Below are 24477 nucleotides of genomic sequence, written 5' to 3' on the forward strand. Positions count from 1 at the left end.
CGTCCCCAAGGTTGGCGCAAGATCGGGAGTGAGTCGCCGCCGGGGACGCCGGTCGCGGCCCTGTGGAGCTGCCCCGTCTGTGCACCCGCGCCGTGTCGGCCGCCGCACGTGGTGCCTGTGCCCCATGGCTCCGCCATGTCGGCTGCTCTGCGCCGGCTGAGGCTCGTGCCCAGGCCGCGCCGGCATGTCGGCTGCTCTCTGCTGGTTGGTGCTGGTGCTGGTGCTGGTGCCCGCGTCGGCCGCTGGGGCTGTCTTCCGCCCTTAGTTACGCCCGGGCTGTCTCCCGTCCTTACCTGCGCCCAGGGCTGTGACGGCCCCTGCCCTGGCTGTCATCGGCCCGGTGCCCCGTTTGCGCGGGCAGCTCCAAAGGACGTGCCGAGAGTGTCCCTGCGGGAGCCGCGCCCCGATAGAGGTGTTCAGCGCGACCAGCGTCAGGCCGGTGACCAGCGAGGGCCGGTGACCAGTGACGGCCGGTGGCCAGCGAGGGCCGGTGACCAGCGAGGGCCGGTGACCAGTGACGGCCGGTGGCCAGCGAGGGCCGGTGGCCAGCGAGGGCCTGCGGCCCGCGACGGCCCTGACCATGTGGTGACATCCCAACGAGGCCGGTGCCCCGACCATGTCGGCGTCTCGGAGGGGCCGGCGTCTCGGTCAGGCCGGCGTCCGGTCGGAGGGTCAGGTGCTCCAGGAGGGCGGCGGCGGTGCTGGTCGGCCGAAGTGCCAGCCCTGGGCGGCGTCGCAGCCGATGGCACGCAGCCGGTCGGCCTGCCCGGCGGTCTCCACCCCCTCGGCGGTGACGGTCAGGTCCAGCGCGTGCGCCAGCGAGACCAGCGAGGCGAGGATCCGTTCGTCGGTGCGGCTGGCCGGGTCGTCCGCGGGGGCCCGCAGCCCGGCCACGAAATCCCCGGCCACCTTCAGCTCGGTCACCGGCAGGTCCCGCAGGTACGCCAGGTTGCAGTAGCCGGTGCCGAAGTCGTCGATGGCGATCCGCACGCCGAGGTCGGCCAGCACCCGCAGGGCGCGCACCGGCTCCTCGACGGCGCTCATCATGGTGCTCTCGGTGACCTCCAGCTGGAGCCGCTCGGGCGGCAGGCCGGTGCGGTCGAGCACGGCGCGCACCAGGTGCACCAGGTCGGGCCGGTGCACCTGCCGCACCGCCAGGTTGACGCTGACGAACGGCGCGGCACCCCCCGGCTCGGACCAGGTCGCCGCCTCCCGGCACGCCTCGGCGAGCACCCACCCGCCGAGCGGGACGATCAGCCCGGTCTCCTCGGCCAACCCGATGAAGCTGTCCGGGCGCAGCTCGCCGAGCGCGGGGTGCCGCCAGCGGACCAGGGCCTCGGCGCCGAGCACGGTGCCGTCGCACAGCGAGGTCAGCGGCTGGTAGTCCAGGTAGAACTCACCCCGCTCCAGCGCCGCGGGGATCGCCGCGGAGAGCGCGTACCGGGCCAGCTCCCGGCGGTTGCGGTCGGCGTCGTACAGCGACCAGCGGGCACCCCCGGCGGCCTTGGCCCAGTGCAGCGTGGCGTCGGCGGCGCGCATCAGGTCGACGGGGGTGGTCCCGGCCACCGGGCGTTCGACGATGCCGATGCTCGCCGACACTGTCAGCTCGTGCCCGTCGACCAGGGCCGGCTCGCTGACCGCGGCGAGCGCCGCCTCGGCCACCTTCACCACGTCGTCGGTGCAGGCGGTCCGCTCGACCAGGATGACGAACTCGTCACCGCCGAGGCGGGCGACCAGATGCTCGTCGAGCGCCCGGCGCAGCCGGTCGGCGACCGAGACCAGCAGCCGGTCCCCGACCTGGTGGCCGAGGGAGTCGTTGACCACCTTGAAGCGGTCCAGGTCGAGGAAGCACACCCCGACCCGGTCGGCGCCCCGGCCCGGGGCGTCGATCGCGGCGGCGAGCCGCTCGGTGAACAGGGTGCGGTTGGGTAGGTTGGTCAGCGGGTCGTGGGTGGCCTGGTGCCGGAACCGGGCCTCGCTGTCGCGCAGCGCCCGCTCGGCCTGCGCCCGGGCCACCATCGCGGCCCGGCGGATGGACTCCTGCTCGTCCAGCGTGCGGCCCCGCAGCGCCCGGGCGTAGCCGGTGGCCACCGTGGCCAGCAGCCGGGCCAGCCGGTCCTCGACGTCCTCGCCGACCAGGCCCAGGTCGCGCAGCAGCCGGAGCTGCACGACCTCGATCGTGCGGCCCAGCCCCTCGGCGGAGGCGATGTGCGACTCGACCAGCTCCGCCCCGACCTGGTGGCCGACCCGCAGGTCGAACGGCTCGGCCACCAGCACCTCGGCCAGCCGATCGGTGAACCGTTGCAGCAGCGCCTCCAACTGGGCCTGGGTCATCGGCAGGTAGCTGGTGCCGGAGACCGCCTTCGCCCAGGCCCGGGCGAAGGCCCCGGGACGCGGGGTGAGGTGCCCCCGGTGCGGAGCGGGCGGCCCCGGATACGAGGCGAACGACCTCGGGCCCGCCGGGCCCACCGGGCCGTCGGACCGCTTACCCACCGAGCCGCCCGACGCCGCCCATGAAGACCGCCTGCTCGGCGTCCTCCGCGCTCTCCGGTGTCTCGGGGCGCCACTGCGGCACCCAGCCCACTCCCGGGTCGACCAGCTCGAAGCCGTCGAAGAGGGAGGTCAGCTCGGCGCGGCTGCGGATGAACAGCGGGTTGTCGGTGCGGCGGTAGACCGCCTCGGCCTCCGCGCGCTCCCCGGTGTTGTGCCGGTCCTCGTCACTGGCCTGGGAGAGCACCAGGTAGCTGCCCGGCACCAGCGCCTCGCGCAGCGTTCGCAGGATCTCCGCCGGACGGTCGGAGTCCGGGACGAAGTGCAGCACCGCCACGATCATCACCGCGACCGGCTGCGACAGGTCCAGCATCCCGGTGACGTCGGGGTGGGTCAGGATCCGTTCGGGGTGGCGCAGGTCCTCCTGGACCACGGCGGCCCGGTTGTTGCCGCTGAGGATCTCCCGGCTGTGTGCCACCGCCACCGGGTCCACGTCGACGTAGACCACCCGGGAGGCGGGGTCGATCCGCTGGGCGATCTCGTGCACGTTGCCGACCGTCGGGATCCCGGAGCCGATGTCGAGGAACTGGCGGATCCCGGCCTCGGCGAGGAAGTGCACCGCCCGGCGCAGGAACGCCCGGTTCGCCTGGGCCATCAGCGGCGCCTCGGGCACCGCGTCCACCATCGCCCGCGCGGCGGCGCGGTCGGCGGCGAAGTTGTGCGAGCCGCCGAGGTAGTAGTCGTACATGCGGGCCACGCTGGGACGCTCGATGTCGATGGTGTCGGGTGCCCAGTCCGGCCGCTGCATGCCCTACCCCTTTGTCAACGACGCGGAACACGTCGTCCCGCGCGGGTCATCCGGGTATTCTGCCCCGCCCGCCACACGGGTGACCAGAGAGGGCCGCTCCCCGCCCGACCGGCCGGTCGGGCGGTCCCGTTGACCGGACCCACCGGCCGTCGCGAAACCCCCGACCGGCGACTGCCGGTCGGACGGGGAAGCGGTCAGAACTTCGGGGCGTCCGGCGCCTCGAGCAGGCCGAGCCTCAGCGCCGTCATCAGCGCCTGCGCCCGGTTGGCCGCGCCCAGCTTCTCGTAGAGCTTCGAGATGTGGGTCTTGGCCGTCGACTCGCTGACGAAGAGCTGCTTGGCGATGCCCGCCACGCTCATGCCGTCGGCGAGCAGCCGCAGCACCTGGCCCTCCCGGGGGGAGAGCTGCGGACCGGACGGCGCGAGCCGCCGCTTCATCGCCTCGGCCAGGTCGGCCGCGGTGAACGCGCTCGGCGAGGAGGCGGCATGCCGGGCGGCGGCCACTACCTCGTCGGCCGGGGCCGTCTTGGGCACGAACGCGCTCGCCCCGGCCTCCAGGGCACCGAAGAGCTGGTCGTCGCCGGCGTACATGGTGAGCACGACGATGCCCATCGAAGCGCTGGACTTGCGCAGCGCGCGGGTGGCCTCCAGGCCACTGCCGTCGGGCAGTCGCAGGTCCATGATCACCACATCGGGCTGGAGGGCGCCGGCCTGCCGGACCCCCTCCGCCGCCGTGGCGGCCTCGCCGACGACCTCGAACTGCCGGTCCCGCTCGAAGGCGTGCCGCAGTCCCTTGCGGATCAGGTCGTGATCGTCGACAAGGAGGACCTTGGTGCGGGTCGCCGGTGTCGGGCTTGTGGTCATCCTCGGGTTACTCCCCTTCTGCTGCTGCGGCGTTGCCGCGCACCCTATCGCGCCGGGGCGAGGAGCCGAGAACCACCGCCACCGTCGTGCCGCTGGGTTGCCGCGGCCTGATCTCCAACCGGCCCCGGATACGTTCCGCCCTCTCGGCCATGATCGCAAGACCGTAGTGCCCGTCCGGGCGCTGTTCACCGATGCCGTGACCGTCATCCGACACTTCGATCTGCGCGTACGGCGGGTCCACCTCGCAGGTGACCCACAGGTTCGACGCCCCGGCGTGCTTGCGGGCGTTGGTGACCGCCTCCTGGGCGATGCGCAGGAGTTCCGCCTCGGTCGCGGCGGGCAGCCGGGCGCTCGACTCGTCCAGCGACAGGTGCACCCGCAGCCCACCGGACGCGCCGACGGTGCGAGCGTACTCGGCGATCGCGGCGGCCAGGCCACCCTGCCGGTCCACCTCGCTGCGCAGCTCGAACAGGCTCAGCCGCAGCTCGGTGATCACCCGGGTCACCTCATGGCGCAGCTGGCGCAGCGACTCGGCGGTCTCGTCGGCGTCCTCGAAGACGGTGGCCAGGGCGTTGTCGATGCCGTACCCGACCATGACCAGTTCCTGGGCGACCCCGTCGTGGATCTCCCGCGCCAGCCGCTGCCGCTCCTCGTTGGTGGCCAGCGAGCGCACCTCGTCGAAGAGCAGGGCGGCCTCCAGCCGCAGCGCGGCCGGGCGGGTCAGCGCCGTCACCCGGGACACCACCGGCGGAGGGTACGCCTGCGCGGCGTCCGCCTCCATCACCAGCATGCCGATCGTGCGGACGCCGGCGACCAGGGGCACGATCAGCGCCGACACGTCGCCGCCGGAGTGCGAGCGGGCCTGCGAGCGGCTCGCGGTCTGCGGCTGCTGGCTGGCCCAGGCGTCGGCGATCGCCGAGTCCGCGTCGAGCGTGGTCTCCCAGTCGACCCGGTCCACGCCCACCTGGGCGAGCACCACCAGCCGCCCGCCGCCGCTGGCCGAGAGCACCGCCGCCCGTTCGGCCCGGGCCACGGTGCGCAACTCCTCCAGCAGGTGCTCGGAGATGCCGCCCGGGTCGAGGGTGGCACCGGGAAGCTGCCGGGCGACCGTGCGGAGCTGGGTCAGCAGCCGGGTGGCCTCGGCGTACGGCTGGGGCTTGCCCTCGCTGCGGACCCGCATCACCCGGTGCAGGGTGCCGGCCGTGTAGAGCCCGAGCCCGGCCAGGATCAGCCACTGGGCGCAGACCGCGAGGTATCCCGGCTGGCCGAGCTGGCGACCGCCGTCGACCCCGGTGAGCGCGGCGCTGATCAGCAGGGTGGCGGCGCAGACGGCGAGCAGCGCCGCGCCCTCACGGAACCGGCGGCGCAGCGCGGTCACGGTCACGGGGACGGCGAGGTAGGCCAGCACGGCCGAGGCGCCCAGCCCGCCGGTGGCGCCGTCGAGCGTGGTGACGGCGGCGACCTGGCTGGCGGCCAGCCCCAGCACCACGACCTCGGCGAAGCGGCTGAGCGGGCCGAGCAGCCGGTGCTGGGGGGCCAGGACGGCGGGCAGGCCGGCGGCTCCCAGCAGGGCGATCCACCAGAGCTGCCCGACGTCGCGGGTCGCGAGGAAGGTGAGGACGGCCACCAGCGCGAGCATGACCAGGCGCGCGGCGGTGGCGAGCGGCTGCGTGGGCGGCCGGACGGGTGTCGAGGAGGCTGGCACGTGACGGATCGTAGTCAGCGCCGGTAGATGTCGGCGATTTCCGCCGCGTACGTCTTGTGCACGGTCTGCCGCTTGACCTTCAGCGACGGGGTGAGTTCGCCGGTGGCCTCGGTGAAGTCGTGCGGCAGGATGCGGAACACCTTGATCGCCTCGGCCTTGGAGACCGACTGGTTGGTCTGGTCGACCGCGCCCTGCACCTCGGCGCGCAGCGCCTCGTCCTCGCGCAGGTCGGCGACCGGGGTGGTCTCCGGGCGGCCGTGGGCGGCCAGCCACTTCGGCAGCGCCTCCTCGTCGATGGTGACCAGCGCGGAGATGAACGGCTGGCGGTCACCGACCACGACACACTGGCTGATCAGCGGGTGCGCCCGGACCTGGTCCTCCAGCATCGCCGGGGCGACGTTCTTGCCGCCGGAGGTCACGATGATCTCCTTCTTCCGGCCGGTGATGCTGAGGAAGCCGTCGTCGTCAAGCTTCCCCAGGTCGCCGGTCCGGAACCAGCCGTCCGCGCTGAGCGCCTCGGCGGTGGCCGCCTCGTTGCGCCAGTACCCCCGGAAGATCAGGTCGCCGGAGATCAGGATCTCGCCGTCGTCTTCGATCCGGACGGTCACGCCGGGAAGCGGGCGCCCGACGGTGCCGATCCGGGTGGCGTCGGGCAGGTTCGCGGCGGCGGCCGGGGAGGTCTCGGTGAGCCCGTACCCCTCGCAGATGGTCACCCCGATGCCCCGGAAGAAGTGGCCGAGCCGGGCGCCGAGCGGCGCGCCACCGGAGATCGCGTCCCGGCACCGGCCGCCCAGGGCGGCGCGCAACTTGCGGTAGACCAGCTTGTCGAAGACCGCGTGCTGCGCACGCAGCGCCAGGCCCGGCCCGCCCGGCTTGTCCAGGGCCTCGCTGTACGCGACCGCGACCTGCTCGGCCCGGTCGAAGATCTTCCCCTTGCCGTCGGCCTCGGCCTTCTGCCTGGCCCCGTTGTAGACCTTCTCGAAGACCCGGGGGACCGAGAGGACGAAGGTCGGCCGGAACGCCTGGAGCTCGGGCATCAGGTCTTTGGGGTCGGGGCAGTGCGCCATGGTGGCCCGCGCCTGCACCATGCCGATCTGGATGAGCCGGGCGAAGGCGTGCGCGAGCGGGAGGAACAGCAGGGTCGACGCGCCCGGCCGCAGGAACAGGTTCGGCAGTACGGGCACCGCGTTGGCGATGTCGGCGTACATGTTTCGGTGGGTCAGCACGCAGCCCTTGGGGCGGCCGGTGGTGCCGCTGGTGTAGATGATGGTCGCCACGTCGTCGGCCCGGACCGCCGTGCGGCGCCGGTCGATCTCCATCGGGTCGACCGGGGCGCCGGCGGCGACCAGTTCGCCGACCGCGCCCAGCTCGATCTGCCAGACCTGCGCCAGCTCGGGGAGCCGGTCCCGGACGCCGGCGACCAGGGTGGCGTGCGCGGTGCTCTCGACCACGACCGCGACCGCGCCGGAGTCCTCCAGGATCCAGGCGGCCTGCTCGGCGCTGGAGGTCTCGTAGATCGGCACGGTGACCGCGCCGGTCGCCCAGATCGCGTAGTCGAACAGGGTCCACTCGTACCGGGTGCGGCTCATCAGGGCGACCCGGTCGCCGGGGGACACGCCGGCCGCGACCAGCCCGCGGGCCACCGCGACCACCTCGTCGCGGAACTGCCGGCAGGTCACGTCCTCCCGGCCCGCGCCCGCCTCTGCGGCCGACGGGACGGGGCGGACGAACTGCACCGCCTCCGGGGCCGCCTCGGCGTTGTCCCAGACCGGCTGGGTCAGGTTGGCCGAGTCGCCGACGGTGACGATCGGCGGAACGGAGAACTCGCGCACCTGCACTCCCTCGTGCTCGCACTGGCCGGGCGGGCGGGGGCCCGGACGGGTCGGCTCTGTCGAAACCTACCTGCCCGCCCAGGTGACTGCGGTAGGAGGTTGCCCGCACCGCCTCCCGAATCGGCCCCGAACGTGGGGCTCGCCGGACGGGTCCACCGGCGACGGGCCGCCGCGTGGCGGGGGTGGACCGGGGCGTTCCCGCCCGCCGCCGGGTAGCCTCCCCCACATGGCGGACTCCTCCACCCAGTCGATCGTCATCGGCGCGTCACCGGATCGGGTCGCGGCGGTGATCTGCGACTTCGCGCGCTACCCCGAGTGGACCGAGGCGATGCGCCGGGCCGAGGTCGTCGAGGAGTACGAGGACGGCTACGCCAGTCAGGTCCGGTTCACCATCGACGCCGGGGTGATGGCCGACGAGTACGTCCTCGCCTACGAGTACTCCGAGGACCTGACCCGCATCGAGTGGCACCTGGTGGCGCCCTCGAAGATGCAGCGCTCCCAGCACGGGTCGTACGACCTGGTCGGCAACCCGGACGGGACGACCACGGTGACCTACACCCTGGAGGTGGAGCTCTCCGTGGGCATGCTGGGCATGTTTCGGCGCAAGGCCGAAAAGATGATCATGGACACGGCGTTGAAGCAGCTCAAGCTCCGGGTAGAAGAATCCGGTGCGGCGCGTTGACGCGACCTGCTGCGGCACGCCCGGCACGGTAGAGGAGCCGACCATGGGGGGTACCGAGCCGGGTTCGGCCCGGCAAGAGGCGGAGCGGCTGGTCGCCACGGCGCTCGCGGCGGCCCGGCTGGCCGGGGCTCGCGCGGGCGCCGGTTCCGGTTCCGGGGCGGGCCCGTGGGGTCCGGTCGGTGGGATCCTGTCGAGTGTCCTCGGTCACAGTGCCGGCGGGCGGACGACCGGTGGTCCCGCCGGGGCCGGCCGGGGCGGGTTCGCCACCGGCGCGGCAGAGTGCTGCATCTGCCCGGTATGCCGCGGTATCGCGGCGTTACGCGACCCGAGTCCGGAATTCGCCGAGCGGCTCGCCACCGGAGCGGGTGATCTGGCCGCCGGCGTGACCAGCCTGCTGCGCGCGTTCGCCTCGGCCGGCGATCCCGCCCATGGCCCGCAGGAGCCGGGCGACGCAGCGCCGCCCCCGCCCCGGGCCGGGGCGCGCCAGGAGTCGGGCGATCATGTGTGGCGCGAGGCCACCCGTACCAGGCATGATTCTCAGCCGGCGCCGGAGCAGGACGTGTGGTCCGCCGCGACCCGGGGGGAGGGTCGGGGCGTTCCGGCTGCCGCCGTGCCACCCGCCGACGACGCCGGGTCGGCCGCGCCGGGAGCCCCCCGGCCGACGGCCGGCCAACCCGGGGTGCCCGTCTCGCGGACGCCCGGCGGCGCGGGCGAGGACGCACCAGGCGACGAGGCCTGACCACCGGACATCCCGACCCACCCCACGGCGGTTCGCCGTGACGGTGCCGGACAGCACAGCAGAGGGGAGTGGCAGCGGTGACGCTGACCATCGGAGTCGACGTCGGTGGCACGAAGGTGGCCGGCGGTGTCGTGGACGACACCGGCAAGGTTCTCGTGCAGGCCCGACGGGACACCCCCGCCGACAACGTGGCCAAGACCCGCGACGTCATCATCGATGTGGTCACCGAACTCGCCGCCGGCCGGCAGATCTACGCCGTCGGCATCGGCGCGGCCGGTTGGATCGACGTCAGCCGATCAAATGTCCTCTTCGCCCCGAACCTGGCCTGGCGCGACGAGCCGCTGCGCGAGTACGTCAGCGTCGCGACCGGCCTGCCGGTGATCGTGGAGAACGACGGCAACGTCGCAGCCTGGGCCGAGTTCCGCTACGGCGCGGCCCGGCACGCCGACGACTCGATGGTCATGTTCACCATCGGCACCGGCGTCGGCGGCGGCATCGTGCTCGGCGGTGAACTGGTGCGCGGGGCCAACGGCATCGCCGCCGAGTTGGGCCACATGCTCACCGTCCCCGACGGCCACCAGTGCGGCTGCGGCCGGCTCGGCTGCATCGAGCAGTACGCCAGCGGCAGCGCCCTGGTCCGGTTCGCCCGCGCCGCCGCCCGCCAGGAGCCGCACCGGGCCACCGCACTGCTGGAACTGGCCGGCGGCGAGGCCGAGGCCGTCACCGGCCCGATGGTGACCGCCGCCGCCCAGGGCGGCGACCCCGTGTCCGCCGAGGCGTTCGCCCAGGTCGGGCGCTGGCTCGGCACCAGCCTCGCCGACATGGCGCAGATCCTCGACCCGCAGGTGCTGGTCGTCGGCGGTGGCGTCGTCGAGGCCGGCGACCTGCTGCTCGGCCCGACCCGGCGGTCCTTCACCGACGCGCTGGCCCAGCGCAGCCGGCTCCCGGTCGCCGAGGTGCGCCCCGCCGAGCTGGGCAACACCGCCGGCGTGATCGGCGCCGCCGACCTGGCCCGTCGGGTCTGAGGCGGGCCGGGATGAGCGAGAACGCGGGCGTGCCGCTGCGCGTCGTGTCGTACAACATTCACAGCCAGCGCGACGACACCGCCGCGCTGGCCGCGGTGGTCCGCGAGGCCGCGCCGGACGTGGTGATCGTGCAGGAGGCCCCCCGGCGGTTCCGGTGGCGGCAGAAGTCGGCCACGCTGGCCGGGTCGTTCGGGCTGGTGGTCGCCGCCGGCGGGCTGCCGTCGCTGGGCAACCTGCTGCTGACCAGCCTGCGGGTGCGGGTGCTCGACACCCGCTGCCAGCGCTACCCGTTGACCCCGGGCCGGCACCTGCGCGGCGCCGCGTACGCCGAGTGCCGGGTGGGCGGGGCGCGGTTCCTGCTGGCCGGCTCGCACCTGTCCACCGACCCGGCCGAGCGGCCCGCCCAGGCGGCGGCGTTCAAGCGGGAGTTGGCAGCCGCCGACCTGCCCGTGGTGGCCGGTGCCGACCTCAACGAGGGCCCCGACGGCCCGGCCTGGGCGACGGTGGGGGAGGGGCTGACCGACGCGGCGGTCGCGGCCGACCGGGCCGACCGGCACACCTACTCGTGCGCCGACCCGCGCCGGCGGATCGACGCGGTCTTCGTCGACCCCCGGATCACCGTGGTCGACTACGACGTGGTGGACACCCCGCAGACCCGCCGTGCCAGTGATCACTTCCCCGTCCTGGTCGACCTGCTGCTGCCGGCCGCCGGCTGACCGTCCCGGGGCGTCCGACCCTCCACAGGGGCTGGACAAACCGGTTGGGTTACCGGAAGGATTTCGCAGCGACCGGCACTCGTGCCGCACCTAAGGAGAATCCGGTGTCCCCCTCCACCGACCCCGGCCGTCCCGAGCCGGAAGCGGCGACGCCCGCCCCGACCCGGGAGGGCCGCCCGGTTTCCGACCGGGGCGACACGGTCTGCGTCATCGGGGCCGGGGCCAGCGGCCTGACCGCGGTGAAGAACCTGCGCGAACACGGCTTCGGCGTCGACTGCTACGAACGGGAGACCGGCGTCGGCGGCGCGTGGAACTGGCGGCACGACCGCAGCCCCGTGTACGCCAGCACCCACCTGATCTCGTCGCCGCCGTTCACCCAGTTCCCCGACTTCCCGATGCCGGACGACTGGCCGGACTACCCGCACCACAGCCAGTTGCTGTCCTACTTCGAGCGCTACGCCGACCACTTCGACCTGCGCCAGCACGTCTGGTTCGGCACCGAGGTGGTCCGGGTCGAGCCGGTCGCCGGCGACCGGTGGGACGTCACCACCCGCAGCACCGGCGGGTACGGCCCGGAGCGCACCTCCCGGTACGCCGCCGTGGTCGTCGCCAACGGCCACAACTGGTCGCCGAAGCTGCCCCGCTACGAGGGGCTGGAGGAGTTCCGGGGCGAGATCATGCACGCCTCGTCCTACAAGGACCCGGCCCAGTTGCGCGGCAAGCGGGTGCTGGTCGTCGGGGCCGGCAACACCGGATGCGACATCGCGGTCGAGGCGGCCCAGCAGGCGTCCCACTGCTGGCACTCCACTCGCCGCGGTTACTGGTACGCCCCGAAGTACGTCCTCGGGCGCCCCGCCGACCAGGTCAACGACCGTCTGCTGGCGCTGCGGGTGCCGCTGCGGATCCGGCAGTGGCTCTACCACTGGACGCTGCGGCTCACCGTCGGCGACCTGACCCGGTTCGGCCTGCCGAAGCCCGACCACCGGGTCTACGAGACCCACCCGATCGCCAACAGCCAGCTCGTCTACTACGTCGGGCACGGCGAGGTCGCCCCGGTGCCGGACGTGGCCCGGTTCCACGCCAAGGCGGTGGAGCTGACCGACGGCCGCCGGATCGAGCCGGAGCTGGTCGTCTTCGCCACCGGCTACCTTCCCCGCTTCGAGTTCCTCGACCCGAGGATCCTCGGCGACGCCGACGGGTCGGGCCGGCCCCGGCTGTGGCTCAACGCCTTCGCCCCCGGCCATCCGACCCTCGCCGTCGCCGGCCTGGTCCAGTCCGACTCGGGGATCTTCACCCTGTCGCACTGGCAGACCGTGCTCTTCGCCCGGCTGCTCACGCTGCGCCTCACCCGGCCCGACCGGGCCGCCGTGTTCGCGAAGCGGGCCGCGGCCGGGGCCGGCGAGCGCTACTCCGGCAAGGTCAAGGACAGTAGCCGGCACTGGTTCGAGGTCGGCCACGCCGACTACCTGCGCGCCGTGCAGCGCGCGATGTACGACCTGGAGGAGAAGTGAGCGGCGGGGAGCGGGTGCGGATCATGCGTGGCCGGGAGTGGGCCCGCCCGGTCCGCCCGGCCCGCCGCGAGGTGCTCAGCGCGCTCCCCGAGCTGGAGCAGGGCCGCCCCCCGCTGCTGTTCGTGCCCGGCTTCGGGCACGGCGCGTGGGCGTTCGCCGAGCACTGGCTGGAGCACGCCGCCGGGCGCGGCTTCCCGGCGTACGCGCTGAGCCTGCGCGGGCACGGCGGCAGCGAGCCGGCGCCGGAGGCGACGCTGCGGGCGTACACCCACGACGTGACGCAGGTGGCGGCGGGCCTGCCGCGCCAGGCGGTGCTGGTGGGGCACGGCGCCGGGGCACTGGTGGTCCGGCACGCCCTGGCCCGCTACCCGGCCCGGGCAGCGGTGCTGGTCGCCCCGGTGCTCGGCGAGTGGGGGACGCTGGGTGCCGCGTTGCGCCGCAACCCAGGCGGCACCCTGCCAGCCCTGGTCGGCGGCGGGCTGCGGCTGAGCCGCCGGCAGCTGTTCAGCCGCGAGTTGCCCGACGCCGAGGCCCGCCGGTACGCCTCCCGGCTCGGTCGGGCGAGCAGGCGCGCACAGTGGCAACTGCTGACCCATCGCGACCCGGAGCCGGCCGTGGGTCACCCGCCGGTGCTGGTGCTGGGCAGCCCCGACGACCGGGTGGTCCCGCCGGCCGCGCTGACCCGGGCCGCCCGGCGGCACGGCGGCGCGCCGCTGCTCTTCCCCGGGATGGGGCACGACCTGATGCTGGACGCCCGCTGGCGGGAGCCGATCGACGCGATTCTGGACTGGCTGGAGAAGGAGCACGCCCCGGCCTGACCCGCGCCGACGCGGCCGGCCGGTTCAGCCGGTCGTGCTGATGTGGTTCAGCAGCGAGCCGTCGTCGTCGAGGGCGCTGAGGTAGGAGCGCGCCCAGGCGTGGATGTCGTTGCGGTGCAGGTGTTCGCGCATCGCGCGCATCCGGGCGGTCACGTCGGCCGGGTCGGCCTGGAGCGCGGCCAGCAGCTCCTGCTTGAGTCCCTCCAGGTCGTGCGGGTTGACCAGGTACGCCTGCGGCAGCTCCGCCGCCGCGCCGGCGAACTCGCTGAGCAGCAGCGCACCGGTGTCGTCCACCCGCGCCGCCACGTACTCCTTCGCGACCAGGTTCATCCCGTCCCGCAGCGGGGTCACCGCCATCACGTCGGCGATCCGGTAGAGCGCGGCCAGCTCGGCCCGGTCGAACGGCTGGGTGAGGTAGTGGATGGCGGGCTCGCCGACCCGGCCGAACTCCCCGTTGATCCGCCCCACCTCGCGCTCGACCCGGTCGCGGAGGATCTGGTACTGCGTCACCCGCTCCCGGCTGGGCACCGCCACCTGCACCAGCACCGTGTCGCGCACCTTGACGTGCCCGCTGGCCAGCAGCTCGCTGTACGCCTTGAGGCGCTGCTCGATGCCCTTGGTGTAGTCCATCCGGTCGACGCTGAGGATGACGTGGGCGGGGTCGCCGAGGTCGTGGCGCAGCCGCCGGGCCCGGGCGGCCACGTCGGGGCGGCCCGCCAGGGCGGCCATCTCGGCGGCGTCGATCGAGACCGGGAACGCCCCGATCCGGACCACCCGGTCGCCGATGCCGATCCGCCGGTCGGTCGCGGGCAGCTCCAGCACCTTGGCCACCAGCTGGGCGAAGTTGTGCGCGGCCTGGGCGCGCTGGAAGCCGATCAGGTCGGCGCCGAGCATGCCGCGCAGCAGTTCGGCCCGGCGGGGGAGCTGCATGAACAGCTCCGGCGGCGGGAACGGCACGTGCAGGAAGAAGCCGATCCGCAGGTCAGGCCGCAGCTCGCGGAGCAGGCCGGGGACCAGTTGCAGGTGGTAGTCCTGCACCCAGACCACCGCGCCCCGCTCGGCCACCTCGGCCGTCGCCTCGGCGAACCGCTGGTTGACCCGCTGGTACGCCTCCCACCAGCGGCGGTGGTACTCGGGCTGCTCGACCGCGTCGTGGTACAGCGGCCACAGGGTGGAGTTGGCGAAGCCCTCGTAGTGGTCGCGAAGATCCTCGGAGCTCAGCGGCACGGTGTGCATCCGGACGCGGTCGACGTCGGGCAGGGCCGGTGCCGGCCCGGTGCCGCCCGCCCAGCCGACCCAGGTGGCCGGGGTGTGCCGGAGCAGGGGGTGCAGGGCGCTCACCAGCCCGCCGGGGCTGCTTCGCCACTCGCAGGCGCCGTCGGGCGCCACACTGTCGTCGATGGGGAGGCGGTTTGCCACCACCACGAGTGAACTCTGTCGCATCTCGGGCATTCCGATCAGCAGAGACCGACCACCGCGAGCGAGGAACAACCGGGCAGTCAGTGGGGGAAGTGACGTACAGCGGTATTCCTACTGACAGTAAGTTACACCACTGTTACGCCTCTCGCGGTGGGCGGCGGCGTCCCGCAATCCGGGCACCCGGCGTCCGTGCCCGGGAACGGTACGCGACGGAGCGTGCACCTGCCGCCTCAGACCCGGGCGCCGTTGTCCGGGTCGTCGTCGGAGTCACCGGGGCGCAGCCGCCAGATCAGCGTTACGAAGCCGGCCAGTATCCCGGTGAACCCGAACAGGGTCACCACCGACCTGTCCACCGGCAGCAGCGACGGATTCAGGAAGAGCACGAAGCCGGCGATGATGGCGAGCACGCCGGCCACCGCGTACTTGGAGATCCGGGGCAGGGGTGGGGGCGGCGGCGGGGTGTAGCGCTCCTCCGCGCCGTCGGGCAGGTCGGCGCCGAAGGTGTCCAGCCCGTCCAGCAGCGACGGCTCGTCCTGCCGGCCCTGGCCCACGGAGACGCCGGAGATGTCGGCGGCCCAGGGCAGCCGGCGCACGTCGGTGGCGGTCCCGCCCTCGTCCGTCCCGACCCGGCCGGCTCCGCCCGCCGCCGGCTCACCCGGCTCGTCGTCGACGTCCTCCGCCGCGGGCCAGGGGTGCGCCCCGGCGGCCGGGGCGGTGTGGAAGCCGGCCACGATGCGGGCCCACTCGGCGTCCACGTCCGGCTCGTTCCGGGCCGGCTCGGCGGGGGTCTCTTCGGCGAGCTGGGTGAGGTAGTCACGCGCCGTGGTCAGGTGCGACCGGTCGACGTAGAGCCGGTCGACCGGCCGGGACGGAACGGTGGTGGTGCGGGTGACGGGGTTCAGGTCGGCTGACGGCTGAAGGTACGCCGCGATGCCGCCGGCGGCCAGCACGTCGAGCAGATGCTCGCCGACGCGCGGATCCACGTCGCCGGCGACGGCGTACTCGCTCGCGTCGAGCCCGTTGTCCCGCCGCCCTCGGCGGGCCCCACCCGCTGACACCGGACATCCTCCCTCGGCGCACCTCACGGTGCGGTTGCCCCGGCGCCCCGCACGCCGTGCCCTGAATCGTGACACGTCGGGGCCCTGTTCCGGGAGTGCGTTGTGGCGTGCCGCTCCTGGTTCGTCGGCTCATGGCCGACAGTCCCGCTCGCCGAAGGCGCCCCGCCGGCCCACCCGGGCGCGTCCCGGGGCCCGGCCCGCCGGCCGCGGTGGCGTCGCGGCCAACCCTCGGGAAGGACGCCGGTGCTGTACTGGCTGATGAAGTACATCATCCTCGGCCCCTTGCTGAGGCTGATCATTGGCCCTCGGGCCGGGGGCCTGCGCCACGTGCCCGACGGCGGGCCGGTCGTCCTCGCGGGCAACCACCCGTCCTTCTCCGATTCGATCTTCATGCCGCTGGTCGTCAAGCAAAAAGTCACATTCATCGCCAAAGCGGAGTACCTCACCGGTAAGGGGCTCAAGGGTTGGCTGACGAAGTTGTTCTTCGTCGGTTCCGGCGCCATCCCGGTGGACAGTTCAGGTCGTCTCCAGCCCGGATGGGCGGCCGGAAGGGCTACGCCTGCGGGCCAGCACCAGCAGCACCGGCGAGGCGGAGCAGGCCCGGCGCGTGGTTGCGGGCGGCGAACTCCCGCACCTGGGCCAGCACCTCGGCCGCGCCCGGCGGGTCCACCTCGCCGAGGGTGGGCAGCGCGAGCGCGAGGGCGAGCGCGTGGTCGGTGACGTCGCCCATCCGGCGGTACTGTTCGGCCGCCGACCGGAACAGCCCGGCGGCGGCGGGGGTGTCCCCGGCCGCCCGGGCGAGTGCGGCCTCTGCCTCCTGGCCGGCGGCCAGGGCCCACGGGGTCGTCCGCGGCGAGCGGGCCAGCAGCTCCCGGACCTGCCGGGCGGCGTCCCCGCCGAGCACCACCGCGACGTGCCCGATCGCGGGAACCCACTCGGCGAACGGGATCATCCGGGTCCGCCGCCAGTCGTCGTCCAGCTCGGCGAGCAGTCGCAGCGCCTCGGCGTCGCGTCCCTGCACCGCCCGGCAGAGCGCGGCGTGGGCCAGCGTCGAGCGGAGCACCCGGTGGAAGCCCGAGCGTCGGGCGGCCAGCACCGCCCGCTCCACCTGGCCGCCCTCGCCGCCCTCCTCGGCCCCGGCCCCGCCGGCCCCGCCCGGCCCGCCGGCGGCCTGCTCCGGGTGGTCGCGCAGCGCCCGCAGCCAGCCGGAGACCGCGACGATGTGCAGGTCCCACTCGGCGGTGGGCCGCCGGGTCGACTCGGCCACCAGCGCTGCCGCCGAACCCCAGTCCCCGGCGTAGTACGACCGGGCCCACTGGTCCTCGAAGCTCGTCGCGAGGCTGTGCTCGCCGCCGAGGTCCAGCGAGTGTTGCTCGTCCACGAGCCGGGCCGACCCGGCCAGGTCGCCCTCCTCCTGCAACACCCAGGCCAGGTTGTGCACCGCCCGGCGGCGGCTGGTCAGCCGCTCCACCCGGCAGTGCTCGGTGATCTCGGCCAGTTCGGCGTACGCCTCGCCGACGCCGGACAGGTAGCGGGCCACGGCGAGGGTGATCCGGGCGTTCGCGCTCACCTCGCGCAGTTGCAGGCGCTCGGCGAGCCCGGCGGCGGTCCGGGCCGCCGCGCAGGCCGGGTCGGTCTCCGCGTTGAGCATGTGCACCCGGGCCAGCTCCAGCAGGGCGCCCGCCTTCTCCTCGGTGTCCGGCAGGTCGACGTAGATGCCCAGCGCCCGGTCCAGGCAGCGCAGCGTCTCCGACCGGTCGGCCCGGCTCCACGCCGCCGTGGCGAGCAGCGTCCAGGCCCGGGCCGCCCCCGTCCACTCGCCGGCCTCGGCCAGCCGGTCGGCCAGCTCGGTCAGCTTGCCCGCGCCCTCGGCCACCAGGAACGCGTCGCCGTCGCGGTAGAACGCCAGCTCGGCGTCGAACAGCTCCAGCGTCGGGTCGGGCCCGCCGGCCAGGGCCAGCGCCCGCCCGACCAGGGTCGCGGCGGTGTCCAGCGCGTGCAGCTCGTTCGCCCGCCGGGCCGCACGGTGCAGGGCGGCCCGTGCCGCCGGGGCGTACGGGGCGGTGTCCAGGCCGACTGTGCGGGCGATCTCGTGCGCCGTCCAGCGGTGGTTGGCCAGCACCTCGACGAGGTCGTGCTGCCGGCCGTCGGTGACCTGCTCCAGCCAGTCGGCGGTGCGCTGGTGGCGCAGCACCCGCTCGGCGCGGGGAAGCCGCTGGTAGCAGACGTCCCGGACCAGGATGTGCCGGAAGCGGTACTCGGGCTGCCCGGGCATCGCCGAGGTGGACTGCTCGTACACCAGGTCGCGGCGTTGCAGCCGGTCCAGCGCCCGCTCGACCCACTCCACCGGCCGGCTCAGCGCGGTGGCCACCGGCCCCGGCCAGAACTGCACGCCGACCACCGCGGCGGCCTGGAGCACGGCCCGGTCGGACGGGTCGAGCAGGTCGAGCCGGTTGGCGATGACCGCCTGCACGGTGCGCGGCATACCCGGGGAGCCGACCGGGTCGAGCCGGACGTCCGGCCGGGTCGCGTCGAGCAGCCCGCCGTCGAGCAGCATCCGGGCGTACTCCTGGGCGTAGAGCGGGTTGCCGTCGGCGAACTCGATCAGTGGCCCCCGGGACTCGGGCGGCAGCGCGGCCTGCCCGAGTAGCAGCGAGTAGAGGGTGTCGATGTCCGCGTCGTGCATCGGCGGCACCGAGATCGACATCGCCCCGCTGATCGTCCCGGTCCAGGCCGGGTGGCGCTCCCGCAGCTCTGGCCGGGCGGTGGCCAACACCAGCAGCGGCACGCCGCGTGCCGCCGCGCCGAGCTGCTCCACGAAGGCGAGCATGGCCTGGTCGGCCCAGTGCATGTCCTCGAAGACCAGCACCGTCGGGCCGGCGGCGGCCAGGGTGAGCAGGAACCGCCGCCAGGACGCCTCGGTCTCGCCCGGGGTGAGCCGCTCGCCGGGCAGGCCGATCAGCGGGCCGAGCTGACCGGCCAGCCGGACGCCGTGCCGGTCGGCCAGCCCGCCCAGGCGGCGCCGCAGCAGGTCGTCGAGGGCCGTCGGGTCGTCGACGTCCGACACGCCGACCCACCCCTTGACGATGTCGGCGAGGGCAGCGTAGGTGACGTTCTCGCCGAACGGCGGGCACTGCCCGACCAGCCAGGTGACCGGCGGCCCGGGCAGGCTGGCGGCGTGCCGGGCCAACTCGCGCAGCAGTCGGCTCTTGCCCACCCCCGCCGGGCCGAAGACGGTGACCAACTGCGAGGTGCGCTCGGTGATCGTCCGGTGCAGGGCGTTGACCAGCAGGCCGCGCTCGTGTTCCCGGTTGACCATCGGGGTCAGCTCGGCGGTGCTCAGGTCCCGCTGGGGCAGCGCGCGGACGGCCAGCCAGATCCGGCTGATCGCCGAGCGGCCACGCAGCGTCACCGAGGGCTGGACGGCGTACTCCATGTCGTGCCGGGTGGCCGTCCAGGTGCTCTCGTCCACCACCACTCCGCCGGAGGGGGCGAGGGACTGCAACCGGGAGGCCGTGTTCACCACGTCCCCGGTGACGAAGCCCTGCCCGCCGTCGCGGGCCGCGGAGAGGTCGACCAGCGCCTCGCCGGTGGCGATGCCGACCCGGAACCCGAGCGGCGGGTGCGGGCCGGCGGGCTGACGGGCCAGGTTCCGTTGCAGCTCCAACCCCGCGCGTACGCAGCGCAGTGCGTCGTTGTCAGTGGCCACCGGCGCCCCGAACAGCGCCATCACCGCGTCGCCGATGTACTTCTCGACCACCCCGCCGTACTGGTGCACCAGCTGGCGCACGGTGGCGAAGTAGCGCTGCTGGAGGCCGCGGGCCTGTTCCGGGTCGGCCCGCTCGGCGTACGTCGTGAAGTCGACGATGTCGATGAACAGGACGCTGACCTGGCGGCGGTCCTCCTGCGCCGCCACCGGCCGGTCGTGCAGCGGCTGGCCGCAGCTCGTGCAGAAGTTGGCCTCGGCACCGTTGGCGTGCCCGCAGCGGGCGCAGCTCCGGCTCAATGCCTGCCCGCACCCGCCGCAGAAGCGGTCGTCGGGACCGGCTTCGCGTGAGCAGTGTCCACACTTCAGGTCGATGGTCGGCTCCGTAGCGCGAGGTGACCCCAGTATCACGCCCCCGCCGCTGAGTCGGCTACCCGATATGTGGACGGACTGTGCGGCTGATCGGGCCAGACTAACCTTCCACTCAGGAGATACCCCGTCAGGAGAGTGCCGTGCACGTACGACTGTCCGCCCCGTGGATGGATTCGCGCGGGACCGTGTGGGCCCCGGGCGACACGGTCGAGGTCGACGCCGTCACTCTCGCCTCACTGGAGGAGCAAGGCATGGTTGAAGCACCGGACGGCCAGGGTACTGGTCCCGAGAACACCACGAACACCACGTCGACGCCCCCGCCGACGCCCAAGCCGACCGATCCGACAAAGATCGGTCCCGGCCCGGGTGCACCGCCCGCGGACGAGCCGGGCAACTGAATAACGGGATACGTCAATAACCGGTGAAAGGGCCGGCGGGCCTCGCCCGCCGGCCCTTCTCGTCGTCAGGGGTCGCCGGGCCGGGGTGGCTCAGCGGTCGTTCATGCCGGCCCGGCGGCGCAGCGCCCCCACGTCGGTGACCACGATCCGCCGGCCCTCGGTACGCAGCCAGCCACGGCTGGCGAACGAGCCGATCGCCTGGTTGACGCTCTGCCGGGAGCCGCCGGCCATCTCCGCGAGCTGACTCTGGTTGAGCTCGATCGTGATCATCGGGGCCTGGCTCTCGCCGGCCAGCCGGACCAGCGTCTTGGCGACCCGACCGGGCAGGTCCAGGAAGACATGGTCGGCGTTCTGCTCGGTCAGCCGGCGGATGAGTCCGCCGAGCGAGCGCATCACCGCGTCGAGGATGCGCGGGTTGGAGTGCACCAGCTCCATGAAGGCGGGGCGGGACAGCGCGAGCGCCGCGGAGTCCTCGATCGCCTCGGCCGACGCCGAGCGGGTGGACGCGTCGAGCAGGGAGACCTCGCCGAGCACGTCCGGGGGGCGGATCACCGACAGCACGGCCCGTTCGCCGGTCGGCGCGGTGCGGAACACTGCCACCGCGCCCCGGCGCAGCACGATCAGCGACTCGCCCGGGTCGTTCTCGACGAAGAGCAGTTGGCCCTTGCGATACGTTCGCGGCACCGCCGCCGCGATCACCCGCTGGCGCACCTCCGGCTCGAGGCCGGCGAACATGTCGACGCCGGTGAGGGCGTCACCCGGCTCCGGCAGGCGCATCTCCACGGCCCAACCCCTCCCCGGTCAAGGACCACAACTCGCAGCCGGGTGAACCTGACAGCCCCGGTACGAGGTTCTGAACCGGTTCGGCGTCCGGTAGCGGTACACATCAGATCATGACGGTCCAGTCGCTTGCTGTACACCCCTGGAAACACTTCCGTGACACTCCCGAGCTGCGACGAAGGGCGGCGGGGCGGGCCCCGGCCGACGGCGGGTGACGCGGGTGGGCCAGGATGGGCACGATGGTCTACCGCTACTTCTACGACTGCGAGTTCATCGAGGACGGGCGCACCGTCGACCTGGTGTCGATCGGCGTCGTCGACGAGAACGGGCGCGAGTTCTACGCCGTCTCCACCGAGTTCGATGACTCTCGGGCCGTGCCCTGGGTGCGCCGCAACGTGCTGGACAAGCTCCCCTCACCGGCCGACCGGGCCTGGCGGTCACGGGAGCGGATCCGCGACGACCTCCACGAGTTCCTGGTCGAGCCGGTCCGGGACCGGCCGGGCGAGCAACTGGAGCTGTGGGCCTGGTACGCCGCGTACGACCACGTGGTGCTGGCCCAGCTCTGGGGTGCGATGCCGGCGCTGCCCCGGGAGATCCCCCGGTTCACCAAGGACCTGCGGCAACTCTGGGACGACCGGGGGCGCCCGCCGCTGCCGAACGCCGACGCCGCCCGGCACGACGCGCTGGTCGACGCCCGGCACAACCTCGCCCGCTGGCGCGCGATGACCGCCCGCTGACCTCGTCGGCTCCTTCAGGTTTGGTCGGGTCTGTCCCGGGCACCGCGTCGACATCCGGTCGATCGAGGGGGTACCGCCATGAGCAGTGAGCCGACAAGTGCCGCCGACGCCCGGCACCGGGTCACCGAGCTGATCCGCGAGGCGCGGATCTGCATGCTGACCACCATCGCCCTGGACGGGCGGCTGGCCAGCCGGCCGATGGGGCTCCAGGCGGCGAAGTTCGACGGCGACCTGTGGTTCTTCGCCCACACCGACTCGGCGAAGGTCCGCCAGCTCCGGGTGAACCCGGAGGTCAACGTGGGCTTCTCCGACCAGCGGAACAACGCCTGGGTGTCGCTGTCCGGCACCGCGCAGGAGGGGTACGACCGGGCCCGCGCCGAGCAGCTGTGGAACCCGTTGCTGAAGACCTGGTTCCCGGACGGCCCGGACACCCCCGGGCTGACGCTGATCAAGGTGCACGTCAGCTCCGCGGAGTACTGGGGCTCGCCGAGCGGCACCGTGGTCAACCTGCTCGGCTTCGCCAGGTCAGCGGTTGTCGGGAAGCAGCCGAGGGCGGGGGAGAACCGGGAGGTGATCTTCTGAGCGGCGGCCGGGCCGGCCCGGGGCGCGCGGTCGACGCGCAGCTACGACGGCTACAGTTCGCACTGACGGCCCGCCCCGGGCCGGCAATGGCGCCGATGGTCTGATCTGACACATATCCTGGGGCAAATCGGGCTTCACCTGATGCTCCAGGAGGATGAGCAGATCATGCGTATTGGCGTGCTCACCGGCGGCGGCGACTGCCCGGGTCTCAACGCGGTAATCCGGGCGGTGGTCCGCAAGGGCGTCGCCAACTACGGTCACGAGTTCGTGGGCTTCCAGGATGGCTGGAAGGGTCCGCTCGAGGGCCTGTCCAAGCCCCTGGGCATCGCCGAGGTGCGGGGCATCCTGCCGCGCGGCGGCACCATCCTCGGCTCGTCCCGCACCAACCCGTTCAAGATCGAGAACGGGGTCGAGCGGATCAAGGACAACCTTGCCGCCCAGGGCGTGGACGCGCTGATCGCGATCGGCGGCGAGGACACCCTCGGTGTCGCCACCAAGCTGTACGAGCTGGGCGTCAACGTGGTCGGCGTGCCGAAGACGATCGACAACGACCTCGGCGCCACCGACTACACCTTCGGCTTCGACACCGCCGTCAACATCGCCATGGAGGCGATCGACCGGCTGCACACCACCGCGGAGAGCCACCACCGCACCCTGGTCGTCGAGGTGATGGGCCGGCACGCCGGCTGGATCGCCCTGCACGCCGGCCTGGCCGGCGGCGCCAACGTCATCCTGCTGCCCGAGCGGCAGTTCGACGTCGAGCAGGTCGCCGGGTACGTCGAGAAGCGTTTCCAGCACCAGTACGCCCCGATCGTCGTGGTCGCCGAGGGCGCCCAGCCGCTGGACGGCCAGATGGTGCTGCACAACCAGGAGCTCGACTCGTTCGGCCACGTCCGCCTCGGCGGCATCGGCCAGTGGCTCGCCGAGCAGTTGGAGGCCAAGACCGGCAAGGAGGCGCGGACCGTCGTGCTGGGCCACATCCAGCGCGGTGGCACCCCGACCGCGTTCGACCGGGTGCTCGCCACCCGGCTCGGCCTCCAGGCCATCGACGCGGTGCACGAGGGCGACTGGGGCAAGATGGTCGCGATGCAGAGCACGGACATCGTCCGGGTGCCGCTGGCCGAGGCCACCCGCGAGCTGAAGACCGTGCCGCTGGAGCGGTACGAAGAGGCCGAGGTCTTCTTCGGCAGCTGACGCCCACGCGGCGCGTGCGGCACCCCCTGGCGGGGGGCGCCACACGCGCCGCCGGGCTTCCGCCGCGGCCGGTCCAGGGCGTCCGCGGCGGCCGTCGCGCGGGCCGGGGCCGCCGGGTCGGGCGTCCGGCCGGGCGACGACACCCTGGAGCGACGCGAGGCGGGCGACTGAGGGGGTACGGCCATGGCGGCGGGGAAACACACCGTGGCGGTGATCGGGGCCGGCAAGATCGGCGAGCTGATGCTCTCCGGTCTGCTGCGCTCCGGGTGGCCGGTGGAACGGCTGCTCGCCACCGCCCGGCGGCCGAGCCGGGCCGAGGAGCTGACCGCCCGCTACGGCGTCCGGGTGGTCGACAACCTGACCGCGGTGGACGAGGCGGCGGTGCTGGCCGTCTCCGTGAAGCCGCAGGACGCCTCCGCCCTGCTCGACGAGATCGGGCCGAAGGTGCCGGCCGACAAGCTGGTCATCTCGCTCTGCGCCGGCCTGCCCACCACCTTCTTCAACCGGCGGCTGCCCGAGGGCACCCCGGTGGTCCGGGTCATGACCAACACCCCCGCCCTGGTCGACGAGGCGATGAGCGCGATCTCGGCCGGCGCGCACGCCACCGGCGAGCACCTGGCCCTGGCCGAGGAGATGTTCAAGCCGCTGGGCGCGACCGTCCGGGTCCCCGAGTCCCAGCAGGACGCCGTGACCGCCCTGTCCGGCTCCGGGCCGGCGTACTTCTACCTGCTGGTCGAGGCGATGATCGACGCCGGCATCCTGCTCGGCCTGCCCCGCCAGGTCGCCCACGAGCTGATCGTGCAGACCGCGATCGGCTCGGCGGTCATGTTGCGCGACTCCGGCGAGCACCCGGTGAAGCTGCGCGAGGCGGTCACCTCGCCCGCCGGCACCACGATCTCCGCCATCCGGGAGCTGGAGAACCACGGCGTCCGCGCGGCCATGCTCGCCGCGCTGGAGGCGGCCCGCGACCGGGCCCGGGAACTGGCCGCCCAGTCCGAGTGAGCCGAGGAAGAGTCGGGTTTCCGACTTTGGGTCCGGCGGT

At 73.7% G+C, this 24477-nt stretch carries 20 protein-coding genes and 1 pseudogene; 12 read left to right on the forward strand and 9 right to left on the reverse strand.

Features of this window, described 5'->3' with window-relative positions; genetic code table 11:
• Positions 1 to 672: 672 nt before the first annotated feature.
• From OG559_RS20400 to OG559_RS20420, 5 genes are all read right to left on the reverse strand, one after another.
• Complete coding sequence (locus tag OG559_RS20400; protein WP_405116821.1) at positions 673 to 2334, reverse strand: putative bifunctional diguanylate cyclase/phosphodiesterase; 1662 nt, start codon at positions 2332 to 2334, stop codon at positions 673 to 675.
• Between the two features lie 151 nt (positions 2335 to 2485).
• Positions 2486 to 3298: an SAM-dependent methyltransferase gene (locus OG559_RS20405; protein WP_396670990.1), complete on the reverse strand. Its 813-nt coding sequence runs from the start codon at positions 3296 to 3298 to the stop codon at positions 2486 to 2488.
• A 194-nt stretch (positions 3299 to 3492) separates the two neighbouring features.
• Positions 3493 to 4161, reverse strand: a complete 669-nt coding sequence (locus tag OG559_RS20410; protein WP_007072219.1) for a response regulator transcription factor — start codon at positions 4159 to 4161, stop codon at positions 3493 to 3495.
• A 7-nt stretch (positions 4162 to 4168) separates the two neighbouring features.
• Positions 4169 to 5806: a GAF domain-containing sensor histidine kinase gene (locus OG559_RS20415; RefSeq protein ID WP_405116823.1), complete on the reverse strand. Its 1638-nt coding sequence runs from the start codon at positions 5804 to 5806 to the stop codon at positions 4169 to 4171.
• A 74-nt stretch (positions 5807 to 5880) separates the two neighbouring features.
• Entirely contained in the window at positions 5881 to 7698 is a 1818-nt protein-coding gene (locus OG559_RS20420) for an AMP-dependent synthetase/ligase (protein WP_405105999.1), read from the reverse strand.
• A gap of 226 nt (positions 7699 to 7924) precedes the next feature.
• On the opposite strand from OG559_RS20420, the gene OG559_RS20425 reads away from it, so the two are divergent.
• From OG559_RS20425 to OG559_RS20450, 6 genes are all read left to right on the forward strand, one after another.
• A complete protein-coding gene (locus OG559_RS20425) occupies positions 7925 to 8380 on the forward strand; it encodes an SRPBCC family protein (protein WP_405106001.1) in 456 nt (151 codons plus the stop codon).
• A gap of 43 nt (positions 8381 to 8423) precedes the next feature.
• Positions 8424 to 9119, forward strand: a complete 696-nt coding sequence (locus OG559_RS20430; protein WP_405106003.1) for a hypothetical protein — start codon at positions 8424 to 8426, stop codon at positions 9117 to 9119.
• A 77-nt stretch (positions 9120 to 9196) separates the two neighbouring features.
• Positions 9197 to 10144, forward strand: coding sequence for an ROK family glucokinase (locus tag OG559_RS20435; protein WP_387023575.1), 948 nt, complete (start codon positions 9197 to 9199; stop codon positions 10142 to 10144).
• 11 nt (positions 10145 to 10155) lie between these two features.
• A complete protein-coding gene (locus OG559_RS20440) occupies positions 10156 to 10860 on the forward strand; it encodes an endonuclease/exonuclease/phosphatase family protein (RefSeq protein WP_396670986.1) in 705 nt (234 codons plus the stop codon).
• A gap of 104 nt (positions 10861 to 10964) precedes the next feature.
• The gene (locus OG559_RS20445) at positions 10965 to 12371 is read left to right on the forward strand and encodes a flavin-containing monooxygenase (RefSeq protein WP_405106006.1); all 1407 of its coding nucleotides are present in this window, start codon (positions 10965 to 10967) and stop codon (positions 12369 to 12371) included.
• Between the two features lie 23 nt (positions 12372 to 12394).
• Complete coding sequence (locus OG559_RS20450) at positions 12395 to 13189, forward strand: alpha/beta hydrolase (protein ID WP_405116825.1); 795 nt, start codon at positions 12395 to 12397, stop codon at positions 13187 to 13189.
• A 24-nt stretch (positions 13190 to 13213) separates the two neighbouring features.
• On the opposite strand, the gene OG559_RS20455 is transcribed toward OG559_RS20450, so the two are convergent.
• Both OG559_RS20455 and OG559_RS20460 read right to left on the reverse strand, forming a co-directional pair.
• Positions 13214 to 14632, reverse strand: a complete 1419-nt coding sequence (locus OG559_RS20455; protein ID WP_405106008.1) for a trehalose-6-phosphate synthase — start codon at positions 14630 to 14632, stop codon at positions 13214 to 13216.
• A 206-nt stretch (positions 14633 to 14838) separates the two neighbouring features.
• Positions 14839 to 15666 carry a DUF308 domain-containing protein gene (locus OG559_RS20460; RefSeq protein ID WP_405106010.1) on the reverse strand — a complete coding sequence of 276 codons (828 nt, stop codon included), beginning with the start codon at positions 15664 to 15666 and terminating at the stop codon, positions 14839 to 14841.
• A 258-nt stretch (positions 15667 to 15924) separates the two neighbouring features.
• Here OG559_RS20460 and OG559_RS20465 point away from each other — a divergent pair.
• Positions 15925 to 16164, forward strand: a pseudogene (locus tag OG559_RS20465) (lysophospholipid acyltransferase family protein); the annotation flags it as partial.
• A 55-nt stretch (positions 16165 to 16219) separates the two neighbouring features.
• On the opposite strand, the gene OG559_RS20470 reads toward OG559_RS20465, so the two are convergent.
• Entirely contained in the window at positions 16220 to 19783 is a 3564-nt protein-coding gene (locus OG559_RS20470) for an ATP-binding protein (RefSeq protein WP_405106012.1), read from the reverse strand.
• A 101-nt stretch (positions 19784 to 19884) separates the two neighbouring features.
• Between OG559_RS20470 and OG559_RS20475 the strand changes: the two genes are divergently transcribed.
• A complete protein-coding gene (locus OG559_RS20475; RefSeq protein WP_405106014.1) occupies positions 19885 to 20142 on the forward strand; it encodes a hypothetical protein in 258 nt (85 codons plus the stop codon).
• Positions 20143 to 20232: 90 nt separating this feature from the next.
• Here the strand turns inward: OG559_RS20475 and OG559_RS20480 are convergent, their stop codons facing one another.
• A complete protein-coding gene (locus OG559_RS20480; RefSeq protein ID WP_161690328.1) occupies positions 20233 to 20925 on the reverse strand; it encodes a Crp/Fnr family transcriptional regulator in 693 nt (230 codons plus the stop codon).
• Between the two features lie 236 nt (positions 20926 to 21161).
• Here OG559_RS20480 and OG559_RS20485 point away from each other — a divergent pair, with 236 nt between their 5' ends.
• The 4 genes from OG559_RS20485 to proC all read left to right on the forward strand — a co-directional run bounded on the left by OG559_RS20485 (position 21162) and on the right by proC (position 24437).
• Positions 21162 to 21659 carry a polyadenylate-specific 3'-exoribonuclease AS gene (locus OG559_RS20485; RefSeq protein WP_350882944.1) on the forward strand — a complete coding sequence of 166 codons (498 nt, stop codon included), beginning with the start codon at positions 21162 to 21164 and terminating at the stop codon, positions 21657 to 21659.
• Between the two features lie 78 nt (positions 21660 to 21737).
• Positions 21738 to 22241, forward strand: coding sequence for a pyridoxamine 5'-phosphate oxidase family protein (locus tag OG559_RS20490; RefSeq protein WP_405106016.1), 504 nt, complete (start codon positions 21738 to 21740; stop codon positions 22239 to 22241).
• A 165-nt stretch (positions 22242 to 22406) separates the two neighbouring features.
• Positions 22407 to 23435, forward strand: coding sequence for a 6-phosphofructokinase (locus OG559_RS20495; RefSeq protein ID WP_350882946.1), 1029 nt, complete (start codon positions 22407 to 22409; stop codon positions 23433 to 23435).
• Positions 23436 to 23618: 183 nt separating this feature from the next.
• On the forward strand, positions 23619 to 24437 hold the full coding sequence (gene proC, locus OG559_RS20500; RefSeq protein ID WP_405106018.1) for a pyrroline-5-carboxylate reductase: 819 nt from the start codon (positions 23619 to 23621) through the stop codon (positions 24435 to 24437).
• The last annotated feature ends 40 nt before the right edge of the window (positions 24438 to 24477 follow it).

This window comes from Micromonospora sp. NBC_01405 (genome assembly GCF_045040155.1).
GTDB lineage: Bacteria > Actinomycetota > Actinomycetes > Mycobacteriales > Micromonosporaceae > Micromonospora.